Source organism: Desulforamulus reducens MI-1, from assembly GCF_000016165.1.
Classification (GTDB): domain Bacteria; phylum Bacillota; class Desulfotomaculia; order Desulfotomaculales; family Desulfotomaculaceae; genus Desulfotomaculum; species Desulfotomaculum reducens.
Window position 1 is genome coordinate 1,312,109 of record NC_009253.1, and the last position, 22,350, is coordinate 1,334,458.

At 40.0% G+C, this 22,350-nt stretch carries 25 protein-coding genes and 1 rRNA gene; 14 read left to right on the forward strand and 12 right to left on the reverse strand.

Annotation, left to right across the window (positions count from 1 at the left end):
- Positions 1-22 precede the first annotated feature (22 nt).
- The gene (locus DRED_RS06700) at positions 23-463 is read left to right on the forward strand and encodes a hypothetical protein (protein WP_011877597.1); all 441 of its coding nucleotides are present in this window, start codon (positions 23-25) and stop codon (positions 461-463) included.
- 126 nt (positions 464-589) lie between these two features.
- Here DRED_RS06700 and DRED_RS06705 read toward each other — a convergent pair whose 3' ends face one another.
- Positions 590-1,114, reverse strand: a complete 525-nt coding sequence (locus DRED_RS06705) for a hypothetical protein (protein WP_011877598.1) — start codon at positions 1,112-1,114, stop codon at positions 590-592.
- Between the two features lie 368 nt (positions 1,115-1,482).
- On the opposite strand from DRED_RS06705, the gene DRED_RS06710 reads away from it, so the two are divergent.
- Positions 1,483-2,079, forward strand: coding sequence for a superoxide dismutase (locus tag DRED_RS06710; protein ID WP_011877599.1), 597 nt, complete (start codon positions 1,483-1,485; stop codon positions 2,077-2,079).
- A gap of 73 nt (positions 2,080-2,152) precedes the next feature.
- Here DRED_RS06710 and murI read toward each other — a convergent pair whose 3' ends face one another.
- Entirely contained in the window at positions 2,153-2,959 is an 807-nt protein-coding gene (murI, locus tag DRED_RS06715; RefSeq protein WP_041274516.1) for a glutamate racemase, read from the reverse strand.
- 229 nt (positions 2,960-3,188) lie between these two features.
- On the opposite strand from murI, the gene selD reads away from it, so the two are divergent.
- Together selD and yedF are read left to right on the forward strand one after the other, a co-directional pair.
- A complete protein-coding gene (gene selD / locus DRED_RS06720) occupies positions 3,189-4,232 on the forward strand; it encodes a selenide, water dikinase SelD (protein ID WP_083755146.1) in 1,044 nt (347 codons plus the stop codon).
- 4 nt (positions 4,233-4,236) lie between these two features.
- The gene (yedF, locus tag DRED_RS06725; RefSeq protein ID WP_011877602.1) at positions 4,237-4,827 is read left to right on the forward strand and encodes a sulfurtransferase-like selenium metabolism protein YedF; all 591 of its coding nucleotides are present in this window, start codon (positions 4,237-4,239) and stop codon (positions 4,825-4,827) included.
- Between the two features lie 24 nt (positions 4,828-4,851).
- On the opposite strand, the gene DRED_RS06730 is transcribed toward yedF, so the two are convergent.
- The 3 genes from DRED_RS06730 to DRED_RS06740 form a co-directional block, all read right to left on the reverse strand.
- Positions 4,852-6,003 carry a hypothetical protein gene (locus DRED_RS06730; RefSeq protein ID WP_011877603.1) on the reverse strand — a complete coding sequence of 384 codons (1,152 nt, stop codon included), beginning with the start codon at positions 6,001-6,003 and terminating at the stop codon, positions 4,852-4,854.
- 216 nt (positions 6,004-6,219) lie between these two features.
- Positions 6,220-6,483 carry a hypothetical protein gene (locus DRED_RS06735; protein ID WP_011877604.1) on the reverse strand — a complete coding sequence of 88 codons (264 nt, stop codon included), beginning with the start codon at positions 6,481-6,483 and terminating at the stop codon, positions 6,220-6,222.
- 153 nt (positions 6,484-6,636) lie between these two features.
- On the reverse strand, positions 6,637-7,689 hold the full coding sequence (locus DRED_RS06740) for an NAD(P)/FAD-dependent oxidoreductase (protein WP_011877605.1): 1,053 nt from the start codon (positions 7,687-7,689) through the stop codon (positions 6,637-6,639).
- 113 nt (positions 7,690-7,802) lie between these two features.
- On the opposite strand from DRED_RS06740, the gene DRED_RS06745 reads away from it, so the two are divergent.
- Positions 7,803-8,009: a hypothetical protein gene (locus DRED_RS06745; RefSeq protein ID WP_041274847.1), complete on the forward strand. Its 207-nt coding sequence runs from the start codon at positions 7,803-7,805 to the stop codon at positions 8,007-8,009.
- An 11-nt stretch (positions 8,010-8,020) separates the two neighbouring features.
- Positions 8,021-8,245 (forward strand): ferritin family protein, encoded by a 225-nt coding sequence (locus tag DRED_RS06750; RefSeq protein WP_011877607.1) that lies wholly within the window; start codon positions 8,021-8,023, stop codon positions 8,243-8,245.
- Between the two features lie 29 nt (positions 8,246-8,274).
- Here the strand turns inward: DRED_RS06750 and DRED_RS06755 are convergent, their stop codons facing one another.
- A complete protein-coding gene (locus tag DRED_RS06755; RefSeq protein ID WP_011877608.1) occupies positions 8,275-8,739 on the reverse strand; it encodes a CBO0543 family protein in 465 nt (154 codons plus the stop codon).
- A 254-nt stretch (positions 8,740-8,993) separates the two neighbouring features.
- Between DRED_RS06755 and DRED_RS06760 the strand changes: the two genes are divergently transcribed.
- Positions 8,994-9,665 carry a hypothetical protein gene (locus DRED_RS06760; protein WP_011877609.1) on the forward strand — a complete coding sequence of 224 codons (672 nt, stop codon included), beginning with the start codon at positions 8,994-8,996 and terminating at the stop codon, positions 9,663-9,665.
- 130 nt (positions 9,666-9,795) lie between these two features.
- On the opposite strand, the gene DRED_RS06765 is transcribed toward DRED_RS06760, so the two are convergent.
- Both DRED_RS06765 and DRED_RS06770 read right to left on the reverse strand, forming a co-directional pair.
- Positions 9,796-11,109, reverse strand: coding sequence for a PhoH family protein (locus DRED_RS06765; protein ID WP_011877610.1), 1,314 nt, complete (start codon positions 11,107-11,109; stop codon positions 9,796-9,798).
- A gap of 211 nt (positions 11,110-11,320) precedes the next feature.
- Complete coding sequence (locus DRED_RS06770; RefSeq protein WP_011877611.1) at positions 11,321-11,788, reverse strand: MarR family winged helix-turn-helix transcriptional regulator; 468 nt, start codon at positions 11,786-11,788, stop codon at positions 11,321-11,323.
- Between the two features lie 217 nt (positions 11,789-12,005).
- Between DRED_RS06770 and sdaAB the strand changes: the two genes are divergently transcribed.
- Together sdaAB and sdaAA are read left to right on the forward strand one after the other, a co-directional pair.
- A complete protein-coding gene (gene sdaAB, locus DRED_RS06775; protein WP_011877612.1) occupies positions 12,006-12,671 on the forward strand; it encodes an L-serine ammonia-lyase, iron-sulfur-dependent subunit beta in 666 nt (221 codons plus the stop codon).
- Positions 12,672-12,687: 16 nt separating this feature from the next.
- Positions 12,688-13,572 (forward strand): L-serine ammonia-lyase, iron-sulfur-dependent, subunit alpha, encoded by an 885-nt coding sequence (gene sdaAA / locus DRED_RS06780; protein WP_011877613.1) that lies wholly within the window; start codon positions 12,688-12,690, stop codon positions 13,570-13,572.
- A 41-nt stretch (positions 13,573-13,613) separates the two neighbouring features.
- Here the strand turns inward: sdaAA and DRED_RS06785 are convergent, their stop codons facing one another.
- Entirely contained in the window at positions 13,614-13,823 is a 210-nt protein-coding gene (locus DRED_RS06785; protein WP_041274518.1) for a hypothetical protein, read from the reverse strand.
- A gap of 268 nt (positions 13,824-14,091) precedes the next feature.
- Between DRED_RS06785 and DRED_RS06790 the strand changes: the two genes are divergently transcribed.
- Positions 14,092-14,802 carry a class I SAM-dependent methyltransferase gene (locus DRED_RS06790; RefSeq protein ID WP_274376908.1) on the forward strand — a complete coding sequence of 237 codons (711 nt, stop codon included), beginning with the start codon at positions 14,092-14,094 and terminating at the stop codon, positions 14,800-14,802.
- A gap of 119 nt (positions 14,803-14,921) precedes the next feature.
- On the opposite strand, the gene DRED_RS19525 is transcribed toward DRED_RS06790, so the two are convergent.
- Positions 14,922-15,044, reverse strand: coding sequence for a hypothetical protein (locus tag DRED_RS19525; RefSeq protein WP_274376909.1), 123 nt, complete (start codon positions 15,042-15,044; stop codon positions 14,922-14,924).
- A gap of 283 nt (positions 15,045-15,327) precedes the next feature.
- Here DRED_RS19525 and DRED_RS06795 point away from each other — a divergent pair, with 283 nt between their 5' ends.
- Positions 15,328-15,978 carry a flavin reductase family protein gene (locus DRED_RS06795; RefSeq protein WP_011877615.1) on the forward strand — a complete coding sequence of 217 codons (651 nt, stop codon included), beginning with the start codon at positions 15,328-15,330 and terminating at the stop codon, positions 15,976-15,978.
- Between the two features lie 84 nt (positions 15,979-16,062).
- Positions 16,063-16,695 (forward strand): CBS and ACT domain-containing protein, encoded by a 633-nt coding sequence (locus DRED_RS06800; protein WP_011877616.1) that lies wholly within the window; start codon positions 16,063-16,065, stop codon positions 16,693-16,695.
- A gap of 25 nt (positions 16,696-16,720) precedes the next feature.
- On the opposite strand, the gene DRED_RS06805 is transcribed toward DRED_RS06800, so the two are convergent.
- Together DRED_RS06805 and DRED_RS17890 are read right to left on the reverse strand one after the other, a co-directional pair.
- Entirely contained in the window at positions 16,721-17,743 is a 1,023-nt protein-coding gene (locus DRED_RS06805; RefSeq protein WP_011877617.1) for an alpha-hydroxy-acid oxidizing protein, read from the reverse strand.
- Positions 17,744-17,841: 98 nt separating this feature from the next.
- A complete protein-coding gene (locus DRED_RS17890) occupies positions 17,842-18,726 on the reverse strand; it encodes a L,D-transpeptidase family protein (protein ID WP_011877618.1) in 885 nt (294 codons plus the stop codon).
- Positions 18,727-18,947: 221 nt separating this feature from the next.
- Between DRED_RS17890 and hflX the strand changes: the two genes are divergently transcribed.
- On the forward strand, positions 18,948-20,213 hold the full coding sequence (hflX, locus tag DRED_RS06815; RefSeq protein WP_011877619.1) for a GTPase HflX: 1,266 nt from the start codon (positions 18,948-18,950) through the stop codon (positions 20,211-20,213).
- A 365-nt stretch (positions 20,214-20,578) separates the two neighbouring features.
- A 16S ribosomal RNA gene (locus DRED_RS06820) occupies positions 20,579-22,197 on the forward strand.
- Positions 22,198-22,350 lie beyond the last annotated feature (153 nt).

The following is a 22,350-nucleotide window of genomic DNA, read 5'->3' on the forward strand; positions in this document are numbered from 1 at the left end:
GTGGTATAAGGAGGAACCATTTGTGACCAATCAACCTAAAGTTAAAATAATTGAACCAATTGGCGGCAGTATTGGCACCATAAGACCTCGTAAGGCTAAAACAACCATCGGCATTATTTTGGAGAACCCTGAATTTGAAATACCTTATAAAAATGTTCTGCCAAATAATAGGATTGCCGGGGCCCACACAGGGAAATTTGAATACCGTTGGCAATATGCGAAAGAAGACGATGCATATCTGCTGTATGTTGCCTATACGGAAGGTGTAGGGTTTGCTATTAAATTTCAACGCAACAAGGCTGGGCAAATTTTGGAGAAACTCCAAGAGCTTAATACAAAATCACCCATGTTTGGTATTATTCTTCGTTTTAAAGAACACCATAGCCCGGACCTTTATGATGATTCCCTTACCCTGGTAGGACTGGAATTTGATAAAGATCCTGAAGCTGGTTGGCCGGCATAAATAATAGGAAAGAGCGAACTGGAAACAATTCCTGTTCGCTCTTTTTGGGCATGGGAAGTTTTAGGCTATAACGGTCACAGTGTCTTAAAAGATACGGTAACCTCTAGGGGGTGGATTTAGGTCGTTTTACCTCCTAGTTTCCTCAATAAACAAGTTATTCAAGCGGGTTTTAGATATTATGTGGTAAACACCTTCTTGGGCTTCAATTTGCCGTACTATACCACTTTTGAAAGCTTGGAATTCCTGTACCTCTTTGTTCTGCTGTTCTAGGATATTAACCATTTCATTAATTTTTTCTTTGAGTTCTTTAAACTGGGGATGGTCTCCCAACGTTTTTTCCAATTCGTGTGAAAGCACTACTGTACTGGACATGAGTTTGCTAACCTCATCGTCCCCAATGTAGATAAAGGTGCTTCGGTCTGTGAGCTCTTGGCCACGGGTTCTTACTTGAATAGTACCTTTTTCCTCTAGCTTGTTCAAAGCATCCACAAGAATAGTGGGAAGTAATAAACCCATCTCGTCAGCAATTTCCGATATGCTTTTTACACAAATACCATCTACAGATTTATCACGTATAAAATTAGCGACCCGCGTCAGCAGTCCTTTAGATATTCTTCGCGGTTTACAACCACAGGTGTTCTTTTCTGTCATGGGTAATTCCTCCTATAAAAAACCATCTTTATTAATTAAACCAAACAACCTTTTCTATGTAAATATCAAACCATGATGTTTATTGTGGTAAAGCCAACAAAACTGGCTCCATAATTTAAGGCAGAGGTCTATTATCCTAGCGAAAAAGATAAAATACGCCTTAGTAATATTAAAGGTACTGGTTCTATTATTTTTCTATTCCAGTGATTTTACTTTAGTTTAATAAATTATTAGCATTACCTTACAGGGTTCTGTCGTGAGGTTTGGGAAAATAGGAAAAGTAAGTACAATGTAATATTACCGTAATAAATAAATTATTAGTGTATATTATAATAATTGTATAATTAGTTTAAAAGGGAGGAATAACAATGAAACATGAATTGCCTAAGTTACCCTACGACTATAATGCACTGGAACCCCACTATGATGAACAAACTGTAAGACTACATCATGATGCTCACCATAAAGCATATGTTGATGGTTTAAATAATGCAGAGACTAAACTAGCGGAGGCAAGGGAGAAGGGTGACTTTGCTCTGATTAAACATTGGGAGCGTGAGCTGGCCTTCCATGGATCTGGTCATATTCTACATACCCTGTTCTGGGAGAATATGAGCCCAGAGGGTGGTGGACCTGCCAATGGTCAGATTGCAGAAGAAATAAACAAGTTCTTTGGTAGCTTTGATAACTTTAAAAAGCAGTTTTCCGCTGCTGCAGTTGCAGTAGAAGGTTCCGGTTGGACCCTGTTATGCTATAATCCAATCTTTAAAAAACTTGAAATTCTAACAGCAGAAAAGCATCAAAATTTAACACAATGGGGTGTAATTCCTCTGTTAGTAATGGATTTATGGGAGCATGCATATTATCTAAAGTACCAGAACAAACGAGCTGCCTGGGTAGAAGCTTGGTGGAACTTAGTAAACTGGGAAGACGTTAATAAAAGAGTTGCCTCTTGCCTGAGCTAATTAAAAAAATAAAAAGGGGCTGTGTTGAAACTTTTGTTTCGGCACAGCCCCTTTTTATTTTCTATAAGAATATCTATTTAACGTTTAGAGGCAAGGTTTTAACGCTTATATTATCCCGAAGCCAGAGGGTACGTATAACTTCTTCAACTTCAGTTTGATTTCCACTGGTGTAAAATTGTTCTGTTCCAAGGGGACCACTATTCTTTGCTAAATTACATGCGCTTAATACCCTGCTCACCTGTTTGGCCACTGCCTGACCAGTGTCGATAACAGAGACCCCAGGACCCGCCAGACTTTCAAGCATTGGGCGTAAAAAGGGATAGTGGGTACAGCCTAAAACAATGGTATCAGCTTTTTTATCCAGTATTGGCTGCAGAAAGGTTCTCAGTTTTTCTTCTGTTTCCGGTGCATTCAGTTTCCCAGACTCAATTAACTCCACAAGTCCTGGGCAGGGTTGGGTGATAACCTCAGTTTCCTCTGCATATCGCTTAACCAGAGAGGAAAAGCGATCACCGGCAATGGTTACACAGGTGGCCAGCACACCAATTTTACCATTGCGTGTTGCAGCTACTGCCGGTTTAACACCCGGTTCCATACCAACTACTGGAACTTTTAAAAATCGACGTAGATATTCCAAGCCCGCAGAAGAAGCGGTGTTACAGGCAACTACTATTAATTTGCAGCCTTGGGAAACTAAAAACTCGCCGATTGCTTTTTCACGCTGTCGGATTGTTTGGGGATCTTTGTCCCCGTAAGGGCAGTATGCTGAATCAGCATAATATATAATATCCTCCAGAGGAAGAAGCTTGCGGATATCCCTGGCCACTGATAATCCACCTACACCTGAGTCAAATACACCTATGGGTGCCCGCTGAGACAAAAAAATCACCTCTAGATATGATTGGTAAATGCTGTAATTCATTATACTCCGCTGCTTGCTTAGAAGCAAGGTTATCATTTTTTGTTTACATAAAAAACATCTATAAAGGATAGCAATATTATATTACAATCCAGCTACTTATAACAAAAAGTTATGCAAAACAAAAAGGGAAGTATATAAAGGTTGGCGAAGGGCTAATAATGTTGTTGAAAGGAAAGGGGGCAGTACCTTGGCCAAGCCAAGATTAACTCAGATGACAAAAGCTGCAGGGTGAGCAGCCAAGGTAGGACCAGAGGTCCTGTCGCAGGTTCTGCGACAAATACCACACAATACAGATCCAAACTTGCTGGTTGGATTGGATACTTCTGACGATGCAGCGGTCTACCGGCTAAACTCCGAGTTAGCCGTCATTCAGACGGTGGATTTTTTTACGCCAATGGTAGACGATCCCTATTTATTTGGTCAAATTGCAGCAGCAAATGCCTTAAGTGATGTTTATGCTATGGGTGGAAAACCCGTGTTAGCACTCAATATTGTATGTTTTCCCTCTTGTTTGCCTCCGGAGATACTGGGGGAGATATTAAGAGGAGGTGCTGAAAAGGTCTCCGAGGCAGAAGCCATTGTTGCCGGGGGTCACAGTGTACAGGACGATGAACCCAAGTATGGTCTTTCTGTTACCGGTGTTGTACACCCGGATAAAGTATACAGTAATGCCACAGCCTGTGCCGGAGATATTTTAATCTTAACTAAGTCGTTAGGCACAGGGATTATTAATACAGGCATTAAGGCTGATATGGTAACAAAGGAAATTATGGATAGGGCTGTTGACACCATGATAACTCTAAATAAAGAGGCAGCTTTTGTTATGCAGGAAATTGGTGCTTCAGCATGTACTGATATAACGGGTTTTGGTTTTCTGGGACATGCAGCGGAAATGGCAAAGGCCAGTGGGGTGAGTTTGCGGGTGTTTGCTGAAGAAGTACCTGTCTTGCCCGGAACCTTGGAGCTGGCACGTATGGGTATCATTCCTGCTGGTGCTTATCAAAACAGAAAGCACTTAGGGGATCAAGTTTTTATTGAAGAGGGTGTAACCCGGGAGGAAGTGGATATTTTTTTTGATCCACAAACATCTGGAGGACTGTTAATAGCTGTTCAACCTGAACGTTCAAAGGAACTCTTGAAGGAACTGCACAAACATGGAGTTACAGACGCCCGAGTTGTTGGAGAATTAAGTCAACCAGAAGATCCTTTGATAACCATTGTGAGGAGGTAATAAATTGCTAAAAGAAATCAACAACAGAGGATTAGCATGTCCGCATCCTGTTATTAACACGAAACGGGCTTTAGAAGAAATTGAGCAGGGCACGGTCATTTCTATCGTGGATAATGAAGTGGCCCTAGAAAATGTAAAAAGATTTGTGGAGAATGCAGGCTATCAGGTTAAGGTAGAAGAGAATAGCGGGGAGTTTTACATTACCATCATTAAGGGAGAGGGGACAGACCCGGTGGAGGTGGTACCAGTAGTCTGTGAGACAGGCTCAATGGTATATCTCTTTACGAGCAATACCTTTGGTAACGGGGCTGAAGATCTAGGAGAAATCCTAATGGTAAGTTTTTTTAATAGCTTGTTAGAGAAACCCGCACCCCGGATGATTATATTGGTTAATTCTGGAGTAAGGTTGGCCATACAACAATCCCGGGTGTTAGAGCAAATTAACAAATTGGTCGAGCAGGGCACAGAAATTTTGGCTTGCGGTACCTGCTTGGATTACTATAAGCTGAAAGACCAATTAGCTGTTGGGCGTGTTACCAATATGCTAGAAATATTAGAAAACTTGACTGGCAGAGATAAAGTTATCACAATATAATTAAAAACCAGGGAAGCCTGGTTTTTATCTTTCGATTATCTGAGGTTCTAACAGAATACCCTGTTGTGGTGAAAATTCACAAACTAAACTTAGTCCTGCCTTTAATGGCATTTTTAGGCGGAACCTTTGCAAAGAACGTTTGTCCAAGACTGTATTTGGTATATATACAGCACCAGCTAAATTTTGAATGGTAGTAGGGACATTTTCTTGAACCACCTGATAAGTAAATTTGCTCACATGATGATCCTTGGTGGGTGTAACAGAAGTTATTTCTAAATGAACAACATCCAAAGGCTTATAGGTGGTAGCAGGAACAACAGATTTAATGGTCCTGATCTTTCGTTCATAGATGGTAAGGGCTGCATCTAAGAGTGCTTTGTAACTAAGATTATACTCTAGAACTACCGGGTAACCATTGATAGTGGCCAAGGCAGTTCTTTGCAGATGCTTGGCTAATGGAGTCATGTCTTGGGTACGAAGTAATTCATTGAATATGGTAAAAAGATCATGACTGTGTTCAGGTTTCAATTCTCCTTCAGGTGATCTTTGAAGAAACGTTATAACATTGAGGAAATCTAAATGTTTTTTTGTTTTCTTAGCCAGTCCCGGGAGGGTAAATTTATCGTTTTCATCTCTAATTTTGGACATTGACGAACGTATTCTTTGATACCATTGATGTACCGGTTTTCCAGCGATGCAATCCGGCAAGTGTACCACATAGATGCCATGGGCGTTTGCATATTCCCAGGCAGGATAGGAGAACTCACTGGAAACAAAAACTCCCCCTACATAATTAACGGTAAGTGTTTCCTTCATTCTTTTCCCTCCATATATCCGGTGAAATAAGTCGCCTCGATTATTATCCAGCAGATCGCGAATGAGTTCTCGCCGTGGCGGTAATGTTTGTTCAAGATCTAAGAGCGTTGCTTTTAAGTTTCGGACTAACTGCATGTCCGAAGTAGGATTTGACTGAGCTTGCCCCCGAGCGGCTACTAAAAGCACAGTGTTTAAGCAAAAGGGACTATTATTTAAATCAATCCCAATCACCCCAATCTCGTGTTGCGTACCTCGTCCGCCTAATTTACGCCGAGGTACACCAGCAATATAACCATTATTGCGTAAGATATACGCCACTAAATATTCAAACAATCTGTTCTCAGAAATATGAAGTGACAATGGGCACCTCCGAAATAAAAAGAAATAGTACTAAATTAAGTATGACCAAAAAGGAAAAGTTTATTAGCGGTTCCAGCTATTGTTATAGGTGCATATAAATATTTCTGGTAAGTTAGGCTAATATTATTGTTACCGGACTGGTTGTGCAACCCGAAGGCGTTCGCCTCAGTCTGTTAAAGGAAACCCTCCGAAGATTGGAGGGTTTCTGGATTTTAATCAAAACCCTCCCCAGGATTTTGCTTTAGAATAGGCATAATCCCTGGCCCATTTTTCCGCTTCGGAACATACTTTAAAAACTTTACGATCACATGCTCCACGCACACAGGATTCTGCTAACCACATATGGCCGTCTTGATTTACTCGCCAGAAAGTATTTAAATGATTATTACTGGTTTCACCAAAGCCATCCATTTCTTCAAAGGGGCTTGGTTCATTATATTGACGATAGCGTGGATTTATCCGATATAACTTATTGGTCAAAATAACCTCTCCTTTAAGCGAAGATTTTTTGATGATTATAATTGATATGTTTTAGGTATAAGACATAGGTCTGTTAATTAACGGAAAATCCTAAAAAACTTTTTTATTTAAAATAAAATATAAATGAAGATACTTTTTCTTGTAATAATTATTTTAATAACGGTCGTTGAAATGATCGATGGCTTTAAAAAAATTAAGATTTGTATGGTATAAAGGGTATTGAATCAGAGGACTACCCATTAGTCTGATAGCCCGATCGATACCTTTGTTATCAAATTTATCCCATAGAGACCGGAAACGTGCTTGTCTTTCCATTATTTGAGTTATTTCCTTCATTCTTTTCTCGAACGGGCAGCCTGTAGCAATGGAACGGGCAGCCTCTATACCGCTCATAATACTTGAAAAGGTTCCTTCTCCCAGCCAACTGGTAACAAAGCCGCCGCTATTTCCCACAAAGAAAGTATTACCTACTCGGTGAGGAAAAACTTCACCGGTGTTGAAGGCTACATCCCAGAGTAAAACAATCTCCGGGTCAAGCTTTTCCTGGTCAATGAATTTCTGCCAAAACTCTGCGAGCTTATCCTGTGTTGTATCGGCTACACTTAGCATTAAAGTGGCTCTTTCTATTCCCATCGGTACCATATAAGCATAGCCACCCTTAGTATAATTCTTATTAAACCAGAACCTTATCTCCTGGGGGTTAAAACGACCTAGAATGGTAGCACCCCTAACCCAGGATTGATAAGTATTTTGCCATATTCCTAATTGATGGGCATACTCTTTATTTCCGGTTGCCACAACAACATAATCGTATTGCTTTAGAATATCCTCTGGTTTGACGGGGGTTTCAAATTGAATTGACGTTTTTAAATGGCTTGCCATTTGGGATTCAATGGAGTGAATCTCCTGACCCTGCAATAGGCTGTATCCAAGGTTGCCTCCCGTAGAAAACTGAGCCTGAGGTCCTTGGACCCGCATAAAACGTATATCACTGATCGGCTTTAATTTAATATTATATTGAGTCTTTAGGGTATGTAGTGGTCTTTTAATAGGCCGAAAAATAAAATCTAATAATAAGGGGGCGTAGGGAAATGGGCTGCCAATACGATGATTTTTTTCAAATATTACTGGTCTGATACCATATTTTTCAAGTTCGATGGCACAAGCAAGTCCGGTAATGCCTGCCCCGATGATAGCTACTCTCATGATTTCCTCCAGTTACATTAATATTAATTAATATTTTCTGCCAAAGGTATAATAATATGCCTAAAATTACACAATGTAAAAGAGATGAATATAAAGGCGGGGGGGAATTCATTGTGGCAAAACTTACTCAAAAGGAGATTCAGAATAATTTATTAAAACAGGCCTATGATGGAGAAGTCCTTCGGCAAGCCAAATATAGTTATTTAATGGATATAATTAAGGATAAACGCCTAAAGAAACTATTTAAGGTATTTGCCATGACCGCCCGTGGTCATATAGCGGAACTTAAACAAGAAATGCAGAACTTAGATATAAAATAAGGGAGGCCCCAATGGATAATCTTGAATTTTTGAATGATGCACTGGAAGATAAAATCCGAAATCAGACCTTTTATAACGATGGGGCAATAAGGGTGCGGAATCCATCTACCAAGCAATTATTACTGAAATTAAGAGATGAAGAAATGAAACATATTGAGGTTTTGCAAAAGGAAATTGTTGCAATTGAGAATAAGCCCTTTACAGTAACAAAAATATTAGCTAAATTGAAGAGTTAGCCTTGGCTAACTCTTCAATTTTAATGTTACTATCGAAGGGCAAAGGGCCAATGAAAGGCAGCACCCCGTATACCAAATCTGGTAGAAATCCAAGTTATAATAATAAAACCTAAAATATTGAGGATATAACTTTTACCTAAATGCCAGCCTTTTAGATGAATAAAGTTACCTGTTTTCATAAGAATTATTTCAGCCATTAAAAAAAGAGCAGCTAATACTGCAATATAAATCAACTGTTCACGATGCTCCCGGGGATAAAACCGTAAGGTTACCATTCCAAGGGCCAAAGAGGATATTAAATAAAGAATAGGTACGCCGTTAATGAGGGGTGTATTTAAAAAACGATATGCACCATAGTATGTCCCGGTGCTATCAACTAAATATACTACAGTTAAGCTAATTAAAGCAGAGGGCCAGTATTCTTTAATTCCCGGTTGACGCACAAGTATAAGGGCCAGAAGCCAACAAAAGATTGTAAAGAAAACCCATGTCATTCCTTTACCTCCTATCTATATGGGATATTAATAAAAACCAGCCGGTTGTTACTAACCCTATGGCAATTGTTAAGAGAGTAAAAAGCCAAAGTTCCATTTTTTTCTCCTCTCAGGTTACTCTTGAATAATTTACCCCGGTTTATTGTCAGTATTCATGATAACTTTAGGCTGGTTAGTTGTAACACTTAAATACCTTTTCCGTAATATATACCAGGGTCAATTTTTTCAATTTTAAATGAAAGGGGTTATAGCAGGTGGCAGGTGATCGTGGTTCGGGGTACAGTGCATTTTCACTTTTTCTAATCTTTATTCTTTTATACTTATCACAACAAGGTACTAAGGCCAGTGCTTACCATCAAGATAACAAAAAACAAGATAAGTCTTCAGAAGAAAAAGTAGCCGTAGGACTGTCTGATGGCGAAGTTATGGAATACTCCCCTAGCCCTACTGCAGATTATGTAGAGGATATGTCAGAAGGGGAACAGAACATACCTGTTATTGTTGAAGAAACAGATCATGATATGTCGGAAGAAGTGGGTACAGATGATTTATTCGAGGATTTAACAAACAATGAGAAAGAACAACTAGAAGAGACTAAAGTAATAGAGGAAACAGTTGTATCAGTGGTTGAAGAAGAAGTTGAAGTTGAAGTTACAAATGAAGTTGAAAATGAAGTTTCTGAGGTTACTGAAGATTTTGAGCCAACAAATTTGACGGAACCAACAGATACAATTGATACAATTGAACCTCAGGATAATGGGCAAGCAGACGTAGTAGAGGCACTGGAAAGTGAGGAAAAGAATACTGATCAAGAACCGGTTTTGGGTGGCCAGAATAATTTGTTCTTAAAACCAACTGTTATGAGTGGTCTGGGAAATACAAAGCAACAAGCTGGGCCTAAAATTTCCATTAAGTTTGGTGGGTAGTCTATTTAAAAAAGGACAACATTTTCCAATATGTAGATTTTAACTCCACCGTTATCAATCGAAAAAAATAAAGCAATCTCGTACCACTTTTATGGTGATACGGGATATTTTTTGTTAAGGACCACTTCTTTTATGGTAGTAGGTCCACTCCTAGGGCAGCTAGACGACTTCGTTCCGTACGGCTTAAAGAGATGTGAGCATATAAATCCTGGTTTTTAAAGGCATCGATTAAAGTTACAAAGCCATTACTGGTAGCTGTAAGTCGGTAATTATCAATTTGCTGAATATCTCCTGTGAGTACAATTTTACTACCCATACCTGCCCGGGTTATAATTGTTTTTATGTTTTCTTTGGTAAGGTTTTGGGCTTCATCGATCAGAATCCATTGTTTCGGAATTGAACGACCCCTAATATAAGTTAGGGCCTCTAACTCAATAAATCCCTCTTCCATAAATCTTTCCACACGTTCGGCGGTTGAACATCTCTCTTCGTGTTTTGATGAAACAAAATTCTGGGTTAGAAATTCTAAGTTATCATAGATTGCGGCCATCCATGGGGTCAATTTTTCTTTTTTTGTACCTGGTAAAGCACCAATATCTCGACTATGGGGAATTAATGCCCTGGTAACAATTAATTTAGAATAAAGCCTTTGATTTACAACCTGTTGTAATCCCGCTGCCAATGCCAAAAGTGTTTTACCGGTTCCAGCGGGTCCTAAGATACTAACTAATTCAATATTAGGATCCAATAATGCATCCATTAAGAAAGATTGCTCAAGGTTTCCTTCTGCTGGACCTAAACCAAAGGCATGAAGTTCTCTACGGAGAGGGTGAATAAAGCCCTTACGGTATCGTCCCAAATGACGACCGCCAAGGCTGTCTTCCATGCATATAAATTGATTTTCTAATAGATCCTTATTTGTTGCAATGTGTCTGAGTTGGTAAAAATCCTGTACCTCTTCGTATGAAACGTTTATGGTATCCCAGCCTCTGTATAATAAATCCAAATTTACTTGCTCTGCAGCATAGTTTTCCGCTGAAACACCTAGTGTGTCCGCAATAACACGTTGACAAATGTCTTGGGTGATAAGAGTTACGGGATAATGTTGTTCTTCTTTGAAGCCCTTGGCAATGGCCAGAATTCGTGTGTCTACCTTTTCTTTGGGTAAATACTCTGGTAATGGTACATTACAATGATTTACTTCCACTAGGATTTGATGCCCACTGGGAAGTGAAACACCTTGGTGCAAATGGGGTCTTAGACTGTCTAAAAAACGGATTGCTTGACGAGCGCAATGGCCCCGGGCATCCTCTAAGCCTTTAAAGCGGTCCAGTTCGTTTACAACTGCAAGGGGGATAACAATCTTACAGGGTTCCAGGGATACGATAATTTCATTGATAGGCCGGTCCAATAAAACATTAGTATCAAGGATCCTAATATGCACGATTTCCCCTCCTAGCTATTAATCTATTGTTTAGTGTATACCTTTATTATTAAGACACGATAAAAGAAGGGTAAAAGAAAATTAAGCTTTTAACAACTTATCTAAGAAATGTAATCTTTAGAACAAGTTACTAGGATTTATCAGATTATTTAAATATGGTATTTAGAAAACCACCCCATGGGGTGGTTTTCTAAATACCATATTTAAATAACTAACCAGAATGATTGTTGAGAGAGTTTGTTTCTTGAACCATCAAAAAATTAATTTTTTCTAAACCATTGATAAGTCCTTCGATTTCCACTGGGGCCATTGAGGTAAGAAAACCAGCTAAGTAATTTGTTCTCATTAGGGCTAAATTATAATTCATCTCATTTACTTCAGGGGCCAGGTCTATATGAACAACCCTACGATCCTGATCATTTCTTTTTCTAACCACTTTTCCTTGCTTTTCTAACCGATCTACAATTCCTGAAACAGTACTTTTGGCCAAGCCTAATCGAATACTCAGATCACCAAGAGTGATTCCGGGATTTTGAAAAAGCTCTTGCATTAAATGAAGTTGTGGAACGGTTAAACCACAACCTACAGTTTGTGACAGCATATATTGACGAAATTTTCGGTTTAAAGTTCTTATCAAAAAGTTTAGATGTTCTGCTTGTCGAATCAACTCCTGTTCCATACGTTCACCTCTGTTTCCCAAAAAGTAAAAAAATTAACTATATTTAGAATACCACTAAATACAAAGGGAGTAAATACTAATAGTTCCAAACATATAAAATATTCAGACAAGTAAAACTATTTTTGGCATTTATTATTGGTTAATTTTTTATGTTGAGTAAATACTAATGAGGTGCTATGATCTTTGCCAGAACTTAATTATGTAGGGGAGATTGTTTATGCGTTATAATTCAATTTTTGATATTATTGGGCCTGTGATGGTGGGACCTTCAAGTTCTCACACCGCAGGTGCAGCTAGAATAGGTAAAACAACTCGCAATATTTTTGGTAGAGTACCTACCAGAGCAGAGATTACGTTGTACGGTTCCTTTGCTCAAACCTACAGGGGGCATGGGACAGATCTCGCGTTGGTGGGGGGGATTTTAAATTTAAACGCTAACGATGAAAATATTGTAAGATCCTTTCAGATAGCCAAGGATTTTGGGGTGGAAATTATATTTAAGACTGTGGCAGAGGAGTCAGATTATCACCCCAATACTGCACGGGTTTGTTTAAGTGACAGTAAAGGGTCATTGGAAGTAGTGGGTATTTCAGTTGGTGGCGGTAAAATTACAATAACAGAAATTGAAGGTTTTAAAATATCTCTAAGTGGAGATAGCCCTACACTGTTAGTATTTCATCATGATCGATTTGGAGCCATTGCAAAGGTAGCCCAGGTTCTGGCTTGCAATGAAATTAATATTGGTCATATGGAAGTAGCCAGAAGGTCAAGGGGAGATCAGGCTCTAATGGTTATTGAAACTGATCAGGACCTAACAAATGAAACCATTAAAGCTGTTAAAAGGATTGATCCTGAGTACCGGATTGCTTTAATTATTCCGTAAGTGGGAGGGGTAGTTTATGAAGTACCGTACAGTAGCTGAGTTAGTCAAACTTGCTCAAGAAGAAGGTCTATCCATTGGACAGACAGTGATGAACCAAGAGAGCCAGACCACAGGCCGACCAAGAGAAGAAGTGTTATCAAACATGGAAAAAAGCCTTCGGGTAATGGAACAGGCTGTGGAGAAAGGTATTAATGAAGAGGTGGTTTCTCGCAGTGGCCTAACCGGAGGAGATGCCAAACGGCTTAGGGATTATGCCAAAAGTGGCCAGAGCCTAAGTAAAGGGGTGGTTTTAGATGCAGTGAACTATGCATTGGCGACCTCTGAAGTAAATGCCTCTATGGGGCTTATCGTAGCAACTCCTACAGCTGGTTCCAGTGGAGTTCTACCTGGGTGTCTGTTGGCAGTGGGGAAACATCTGGGAAGTAAACGAGAAAATATGGTAAATGCATTATTTAATGCCGGTGGAATCGGTTTTGTCATTGCGAACAATGCAACCATTTCAGGAGCCGCCGGGGGGTGTCAGGCGGAAATAGGTGCAGCAGCAGCAATGGCAGCTTCTGCCGTTGTAGAATTAGCAGGTGGAACACCTGAACAATGTTCCCAAGGAGCAGCTATTGCTTTAAAGAACCTTTTAGGCTTAGCATGTGATCCCGTTGCAGGACTGGTGGAAGTTCCCTGTGTCAAACGGAATTCAATGGGAGCTGCAGTGGCTATAGTAGCAGCAGATATGGCACTGGCAGGAATTACTAGTGTTATACCCTGTGATGAGGTTATTGAGGCTATGTATAAGATTGGAACCATGTTGCCTTCCTGCTTGCGTGAAACCTCATTGGCTGGTTTGGCCATAACACCAACAGGAGAAGAATTAAATCAAAAAGTGCATAATTTAAATAAAGAATAAGAGGGTGATGTAAAGGCTCATCACCCTCTTATTCTCATTTTCTACCCTGCAGTAGCTTGCAAATCTTCTAATGCTGTTCGTATTAATGCTTCGATAACCCTGGAAACCGGTAAGCCAGAGTCCTTAGATAATTTTTTTATGTGGTGAATGGTTTCGTTATTACTAACAATATTTATTTCTTGAAAACTGTTTAACTGAACTATCTGTTCCTGAGAGATATTATCAATATGTTTTTGTAGATTATTAAGCATCCAATACTCCTCCAATTTTTTAAATGTAAGATACTTGGCGACGCCAAGTCTTAGTTTCCATTATGCATATCGGAATGTTTTTACTCTGTGATATGCCAAGAGATCAATTCCCCATATTAGGCTAATATACCTTCGGAGAATTCTCTGTAGCTTTGTCGATATTAAAGAGGCGTTCGACATTAATTCTGCAGACTTTGATTTTTGTCGGAGAATAGGAATAAAATATTTAGGTAAAATATAACTTATGGATAAAATAATTTACCTGAAAATGACTGAAATGGAACGAAATCACTGGTGGTATAAGGGCCGCCGGGAAATTATTGGAACATTATTGTCTCCTTTTCTAAAATGTGGAAATAAAATATTAGATGCTGGTTGCGGTGCTGGTGGTACAATGGAATATATGTTAAAATATGGATGCGTTGTGGGGGTAGATATATCACCAGAAATGGTGGAACACTGTCGTAATATAGGGTTATCTGCTTACTGCGAAGGCGTAGAAAGGCTTCCCTTTGAAAATCATAGTTTTGATCTTGTACTTTGCCTGGATGTTCTAGAACATTTACCAGATGAAAGACCTGCTTTGCATGAATTGAAAAGGGTAGTTCGTCCCGGGGGTATGCTGGTATTTACTGTACCTGCCTTCAGGTGGCTCTGGGGTAGACATGATGAATTAAATAATCACTATAGAAGATATAATTTCGGAGAACTGATTAATCTTCTGAAGAAGTCAAATCTTAGGGTAGAAAGGACCACCTACTTTAATTTCTTCCTTTTACCGTCCGTGTGGCTTGTAAGAAGATTGGGGAGAGTCTTAAATTTTACAAACAAAACGGATTTAGAATTAGGTACAGGCATTATGAACCAGTTACTATTATTTATATTAAAAATTGAATTAGGTTTTCTTAAAATTATTAATTTTCCCGTAGGTGTATCCCAAATTGTTGTGGCTAAAAAAGAAGAAATAGATGAGATTTAATGATTTTAGAGAGGCTTATGATGACATTATTTGATCTTCTGGAGGGCTAACTATTCGTAGAGTTGACCATTGACTGGCCTACTCTACGAGTAAAAACAGTTATATTTAGTTCCTGTCCCTTATTTTTCTTTAGATTCTTCCTTTCTGCAGCCTCCACTGCCTTCGCCCACAAAAATTTCGCCTAGCGAAACTTTGTAAGGTTTAGGTTTGAGTGCTTGTTTATTATTATTTTGTCGTTTCATAGTACAACCTCCAATTTTAATATCCTAAAAACACTTGTCTGTAACTCTTACTATGCACTAGCATAATTAGGGATATCAATCATTAATATTTTACTTACAAAAATTCTCATCTTGATAATCTAATAGTATTTTCTCCAATAGAAAATAACAATATGTCCTAGGAAATTCGTTTTCTGACTTAAGTTTGAAATTTTATCTTAAAAAATAGAAAAACTAAAAACATTTAAGGATTCCAAAATGTCCTGAAGTTTTTAATGCATCCTTATATAGAGGAGGCTGTAGAATGTCACAAAAGAGTTGTCAAGTCTACTTATGGAGATGTTCATTTTGTGGAAAAAAAGCTTATGGAAAAAAGCCGCCTATAAGCTGTAATAAGTGTTTTAGTGAAGCCAATCGGTATATTCTTATTCCTAAAAAAGAAGCGGACATTGAGGTTCCCAACCTTGAGAAGTTTTTCGGTATGCCTGGTTTAAACAATTTTTTGTATTTAGTGGGTTCAACACTTGATGGAAGGCCTAATGCCATGTGTTGCAGTAGTGTAACGCAGATTAGTTTTTGTCCTGCCAGAGTTGCTGTGGCGGTAAATAAGAATAACCTAACCCATGATTTTATAAAAGAAAGTGGAGTTTTTTCCCTTTCTCCCCTTACGCAAAGCCAAGGTAAAGTGGCTCATTTTTTTGGCCGAAACTCTGGGAGACAGGTTAATAAATTTGAGCAGTATCATTATAGATCCGCAGTTACAGGGAGTCCGATTATTGAAGGTAGTTTTGGTTATTATGACTGTGAAGTTGAGCATAGAGCCACAGTAGAGTTAGATAGCCATACTTTGTTTGTGGGAAAAATAATAGATGGGTCATTAAATTCAAATGAACTATTTTTAACTTATTATGATTATAAGCGAGAATATTTAGCCCCTAGGCATAATATAACCTAAAAAATTAAGTAATAATTTTTCTTGCGGCTATTTATTGTTTCCATTACAATTGGTGGTAATACAAGTTAAAGGAGGTAGGAATACGTGTTTGTTAAAGATTGTATGACCACTTCACCGGTTACCATTTCCAAAGGTACCCCTATTCTTGATGCGCTGGAAAAAATGAAAAAGTTAAAAATTCGTCAGTTACCTGTTACTGATAAAGGGCGCCTAGTAGGTTTAGTTACAGAAAGGGAATTGTTAACGGTTACTCCCTCCCCAGCAACTACACTAAGTATTTTTGAAATGAACTACCTTCTTTCTAAAATGGTTGTGGGGGAAGTTATGGTAAAGGACCCCATTACTGTAAATCCAGAAACAACTATGGAAGAAGCTGCCCTTATTATGAGAGAAAATAAAATTGGTAGTATGCTAGTAATGGAAGAGGATGAATTGGTTGGTATTATTACTCAGACCGATATCTTTGATGCATTTATAGAATTTTTTGGACTAAGGAAAGCGGCAACTAGGCTTGTGTTACAGGTTTATGACAGGGTTGGGGCTATTGCAGATTTAACTGATATTATTAGGGATATGAATATCAGTATTAGTGGAATTGTAATACATAGAAGAGATAATAATCTTGTGCATATGGTTGTTAGAGTGAATACCATAGAGCCTGAACCACTGGTAAAAGAGCTGGAAGCCAGAGGAATTCCAGTACTTTCAATTAGCTAATAAAAAATGCCCCGAGGGGCATTTTTTATTGCGCATTATAAATTACACTGTCATTTATTTCTTTAATAGTATTGCAGCCAGTTAAAATCATAGCTTGTTTTAGTTCAGATGTCATTTTTTCAATCAAGAACTTAACCCCTTCAGTATGCCCACCGAAGGCCCCAACAACCAATGGACGTCCAACCAGTACCCCATCCGCCCCCAGGGCAAGAAGTTTCAGAACATCCACACCGGTACGTACACCGCCATCGGCAAGGATTGTAACCTTCCCTTTTACAGCTGCAGCAATGGCAGGCAATACATCAGCTGCTCCTGGAGTAAAATCCAATATACGACCACCGTGGTTCGATACTACAATAGCACTGACTCCAGCTTCTACTGCCATTTCGGCTTCATCAACCGTCATAATTCCCTTAAGAATGAAAGGCAACTTAGTGGCATTAACAAGTTCCTTAATTTCTCTTTTTGATTTAGGACCTACAGGTTGACCTTTTAGGGCCATCGTTACAAGACCAGCACCGTCAATATCAACCCCAACTGCTTTGGCCCCAGCTCGTTCGGCACGACCAATACATTCAATAATAACATTTTGTTCCCGTGGCTTAATAATAGGAATACCGTATCCTTGTTCATTTGTGATGGCTTCTAGACCTGAGTTATACATTTCTGGGTCAGCGCCGTCACCGGTCCAACCCAGTGTTCCTGCCTGTTTGCTCCCGGAAACAATCATGCTAATGAATTCTTTCTCTGATAATGATCCTCCCATATTGTATGGAGTACCAGTCATGGGCGCAGCCATAATGGGGGAAGTAAGTGCAACACCAAATAATTCAGTTTCGGTGCTGGGGTTCTTAGCATTGTGTAAGGTACGCATGTTTAAGTTATAGGAAGCTAAAGCATTTAAATTGTTGCGAAAACTAACACCGGTACCAGTACCACCCATACCAGGAACTTCCCCGCTACAGGCACGACCATCACACACTGGACAAACGCGACAATAGCCTTTTAATTTGTCCTTTGCTTCTGTTTTAATTGTTTTTAAATCCATGCTTTTCACTCCTGACACTAGTATTGAATATTTCTATATTCAATTTCTATTTGGATGCTAAATAATCCTGCTATTTTATTTTTCTAACTTGTTATCGACTACTGATTTATGAGATCCGGTAAATTGACAATCCATTCTGCGGGCCTTTGAGTTGTATCAGTTAACATTTTATCTGACTCAATTGAATAAAGAAAAACCTCTCTTGTCTCCGAATGCCATTGGATATCCACATTAAAGATTTGCTTAACTGTTGAAATAGTGACAAAGGTAGTTCCATCCACCAACAACGGAATATCTGCCAAGGAGGAGGTTTGGCCATTAATGATTGCAGTTTGTTCATTGGGTGTTAATTGGGTAATAAAGTCAGATTTGGTTACGCTAACTGTACTTGCTGTATTGTCCCAGTTAAGGCCATAGTCAAGTAGCTGGCATAGGAGTTTTAATGGCAAATAAGGCTTATCTTGTTTAGAAAAAAGTTTGAATTGATTGGCTTCTATTGATTCATTATTAAAGTATAACTTTATTGGTTTTGTGTCAACAAAGCCTTCGTTTAAATTAATGTTATTCCAGACAATAATAACTGGTGTACCCAGGGGTACCTGCTCATAAAGCCAAAGGATATCATTATTAAAAAGACGAATACAACCATTAGAAGCATAGGTGCCAATGGAAGCGGGATTACTATTGCCATGTATACCATAGGGACCACCAGGTGCACTTAGCCCCAACCAACGGGGACCCAGGGGGTTATAGGGACTGCCTCCTGGAATATTCTTTTTGTAATAGGGTGGGTTTAGCTGTTTGTTAATTACTCTAAAATTTCCTTCAGGTGTGAAACTGCGTTGTCTACCGGTAGCAACAGGAAACACTTTTGAGAGCAAACCGTCTTCGTAGAATCCTAGTTGATTTGTTTTTTTGTTAATTATAATCATTTTACTTTTTTCGGTTGCTCCGGCAATGGGTGTAAAAATGAAGAACGACATAGTCAGAAAAACGACTAATGCCGTACGCCAGAGAGAGATACTTTTACTAAACGTAAATAACCCCTCCTTGTAAGGTTTTAGTACTGTTACATATTTATTTAATGAAAAGCTTGTCTATGACGTAAAAGAAAGATTTTTTTTACGACAAGAAGTTCTTAGTTGATACATTGTCAAACAAAAGCTATAATCGGACAAAAGAATAATAAAGGGAGCGCATAGGATTGCATGATATAAAAACCACCATTGAGGAACGGGCTGTATTAGTAGGCGTTAAATTACCAGGTTTTCATGAGCATCAAATTTGTCAGTCATTGGATGAATTAGCAAATTTGGCAAGTACCGCCGGGGCGGATGTGATGGGGACGTTTATGCAGAGTCGCCAATATCCTGATTCTGCAACCTTTATTGGTAAAGGCAAGGCTCAGGAATTGGCAGAATATTGTCGAGAAATCCATGCCAATATGGTTGTTATAGATAGGGAACTGTCACCAGCCCAAGCTCGTAACTTGGAAGATCGTCTAGGGGTCAAGGTGATAGACCGTACACAATTAATTTTAGATATTTTCGCTCGAAGAGCCCAAACCAGAGAGGGAAAATTACAAGTAGAACTAGCTCAACTTAAATATCTGTTACCACGTTTAACGGGTCTTGGAACCCAGTTATCACGGTTGGGAGGAGGTATTGGAACCAGGGGGCCTGGTGAAACCAAGCTAGAGGTTGATAGAAGGAGAATAAGAAAGCGCATATCGGATCTTGAGCAGGAACTGAAGGAAGTACAACGCCATAGGAGCTTACTAAGGAAAAGTCGAAAAAGTGAGCCTTTACCAATTGTTAGCCTTGTTGGTTATACAAACGCTGGCAAAAGCACGTTATTAAAATCCCTTACAGGGGCAGACATATTGGTGGAGGATAAACTGTTTGCAACCCTTGATCCCACCACACGGCGTATTTCCTTGCCTAACAATGACAATGTTTTACTAACAGATACAGTTGGATTTATTCAAAACTTACCCCACCACTTGGTTGCTGCTTTTCGTGCTACACTGGAAGAAGTGCAGGAGTCAGATTTGCTGTTACATATTGTTGATGCCTCCCACCCAAACTACGAAGGTCAAATTCGCGCGGTAGAAACTGTATTGGAATCACTTCATGTACTGGATAAGCCTTCAATAATGGTCTTTAACAAAATAGACATGGTAAAAGATGTACAGGAAATTCCCTTTACGGAAAACCCAAGGGTGTATATTTCCGCAACTTCCGGTGAAGGCAGTGATCAACTTCTAGATATGATAGCTGGTGTTTTGAAGGAAAGATATTCTATATTAAAACTAACAGTACCCTATGATAAAACAAATCTAATATCAATTCTTCACCAAAAAGGAAAAGTTTTAAATGAAAAATATACACCGGAGGGAATTGAAATTAAAGCAGAGATTAGTAATATATGGGCTGCAAGAATTCGAAAAATTTTCTCTAAAAACACCTAGATATTATCTTGACCTTTATGAATTGTTATGATATTATAAAAAACGTTCGCAGGACTTGCCTAACACAAAATAATAAGTCTTAACAGAGGACATTGGCTGGTTTGCGGAGATAACAAAAAATTACCACTTGCAAGAAGATAACTGGAAGTGGTAAAATAAAATTCCGGTCGCAAGGCCGGAACCAAACAAACGGTCTTTGAAAACTAAACAGAGATGATGGATGCAAAAAAGGTCAAGTCAAAAGTCATCGTAAAGATGAAACTATGAATGACCACAAAAAACATCCTCGTCAAGCGTTAAAAGACGCTAGCGAGTAAATCAAGGATAAAAAAAGAGCCAAAACTCTTTAAAATATTGCGAAATATTTTACGGAGAGTTTGATCCTGGCTCAGGACGAACGCTGGCGGCGTGCTTAACACATGCAAGTCGAACGGTCTTCGAGGTTCGACATTCGAGGTTCGAATTTTGAGTTCGAGTAAAGCTTAAGGGTCATTTAAAAGACCCCAAAGAAATGCTTGGATCGAATCACGAATTTCGAACGTCGAACTTCGAAGATAGTGGCGAACGGGTGAGTAACGCGTGGATAACCTGCCTGGTAGACCGGGATAACAGCTGGAAACGGCTGCTAATACCGGATACGCTTGTGGAGTCGCATGGCTCTGTAAGGAAAGCTATTGTGCTATCAGATGGATCCGCGTCCCATTAGCTAGTTGGTGGTGTAACGGACCACCAAGGCGACGATGGGTAGCCGGCCTGAGAGGGCGAACGGCCACACTGGGACTGAGACACGGCCCAGACTCCTACGGGAGGCAGCAGTGGGGAATCTTCCGCAATGGGCGAAAGCCTGACGGAGCAACGCCGCGTGAGGGAAGAAGGCCTTCGGGTTGTAAACCTCTGTTTTCAGGGAAGAACAAATGACGGTACCTGAAGAGTAAGCTCCGGCTAACTACGTGCCAGCAGCCGCGGTAATACGTAGGGAGCGAGCGTTGTCCGGATTTACTGGGCGTAAAGGGCGCGTAGGTGGTGCATTAAGTTAGAGGTGAAAGTTCGGGGCTCAACCCCGTGATTGCCTCTGATACTGGTGGACTTGAGTGCAGGAGAGGGGAGCAGAATTCCCAGTGTAGCGGTGAAATGCGTAGATATTGGGAGGAATACCAGTGGCGAAGGCGGCTCTCTGGACTGTAACTGACACTGAGGCGCGAAAGCGTGGGGAGCGAACAGGATTAGATACCCTGGTAGTCCACGCCGTAAACGATGAGTGCTAGGTGTTGCGGGTATCGACCCCTGCAGTGCCGCAGTAAACACAATAAGCACTCCGCCTGGGGAGTACGGTCGCAAGACTGAAACTCAAAGGAATTGACGGGGGCCCGCACAAGCGGTGGAGTATGTGGTTTAATTCGACGCAACGCGAAGAACCTTACCAGGGCTTGACATCCTACGAAACTCATAGAGATATGAGCCTTATCCTTCGGGATAACGTAGAGACAGGTGGTGCATGGTTGTCGTCAGCTCGTGTCGTGAGATGTTGGGTTAAGTCCCGCAACGAGCGCAACCCCTAACATTAGTTGCCAGCACGTAAAGGTGGGAACTCTAATGTGACTGCCGTTGACAAAACGGAGGAAGGTGGGGATGACGTCAAATCATCATGCCCCTTATGTCCTGGGCTACACACGTACTACAATGGCCGGTACAGACGGAAGCGAAGCCGTGAGGTGGAGCAAACCTGAGAAAGCCGGTCCCAGTTCGGATTGTAGTCTGCAACTCGACTACATGAAGTCGGAATCGCTAGTAATCGCAGGTCAGCATACTGCGGTGAATACGTTCCCGGGCCTTGTACACACCGCCCGTCACACCACGAAAGTTGACAACACCCGAAGCCGGTGAGCTAACCGCAAGGAGGCAACCGTCGAAGGTGGGGCCGATGATTGGGGTGAAGTCGTAACAAGGTAGCCGTATCGGAAGGTGCGGCTGGATCACCTCCTTTCTAAGGAGAAATTAGCGAAAGCTAATTATCTAAGGTCGGTCATTCATCATCAACCTGTTTAGTTTTGAGAGACTAAAACAACCATAAATTACTGGTTGTTTTTCAAACTCTCATGCTTTAGAATCATAAAACCAACGTTCTTTGAAAACTGAA

Bases quoted from the DNA above. Each gene is read 5' to 3' on its own strand.
- DRED_RS06705 (WP_011877598.1), bottom strand. From the start codon at position 1,114: ATGACAGAAAAGAACACCTGTGGTTGTAAACCGCGAAGAATATCTAAA.
- DRED_RS06710 (WP_011877599.1), top strand. From the start codon at position 1,483: ATGAAACATGAATTGCCTAAGTTACCCTACGACTATAATGCACTGGAA.
- DRED_RS06740 (WP_011877605.1), bottom strand. From the start codon at position 7,689: ATGAGAGTAGCTATCATCGGGGCAGGCATTACCGGACTTGCTTGTGCC.
- DRED_RS06750 (WP_011877607.1), top strand. From the start codon at position 8,021: ATGGATAATCTTGAATTTTTGAATGATGCACTGGAAGATAAAATCCGA.
- DRED_RS06755 (WP_011877608.1), bottom strand. From the start codon at position 8,739: ATGACATGGGTTTTCTTTACAATCTTTTGTTGGCTTCTGGCCCTTATA.
- DRED_RS06770 (WP_011877611.1), bottom strand. From the start codon at position 11,788: ATGGAACAGGAGTTGATTCGACAAGCAGAACATCTAAACTTTTTGATA.
- sdaAB (WP_011877612.1), top strand. From the start codon at position 12,006: ATGCGTTATAATTCAATTTTTGATATTATTGGGCCTGTGATGGTGGGA.
- sdaAA (WP_011877613.1), top strand. From the start codon at position 12,688: ATGAAGTACCGTACAGTAGCTGAGTTAGTCAAACTTGCTCAAGAAGAA.
- DRED_RS06785 (WP_041274518.1), bottom strand. From the start codon at position 13,823: ATGCTTAATAATCTACAAAAACATATTGATAATATCTCTCAGGAACAG.
- DRED_RS06790 (WP_274376908.1), top strand. From the start codon at position 14,092: ATGACTGAAATGGAACGAAATCACTGGTGGTATAAGGGCCGCCGGGAA.
- DRED_RS19525 (WP_274376909.1), bottom strand. From the start codon at position 15,044: ATGAAACGACAAAATAATAATAAACAAGCACTCAAACCTAAACCTTAC.
- DRED_RS06795 (WP_011877615.1), top strand. From the start codon at position 15,328: ATGTCACAAAAGAGTTGTCAAGTCTACTTATGGAGATGTTCATTTTGT.
- DRED_RS06805 (WP_011877617.1), bottom strand. From the start codon at position 17,743: ATGGATTTAAAAACAATTAAAACAGAAGCAAAGGACAAATTAAAAGGC.
- DRED_RS17890 (WP_011877618.1), bottom strand. From the start codon at position 18,726: ATGTCGTTCTTCATTTTTACACCCATTGCCGGAGCAACCGAAAAAAGT.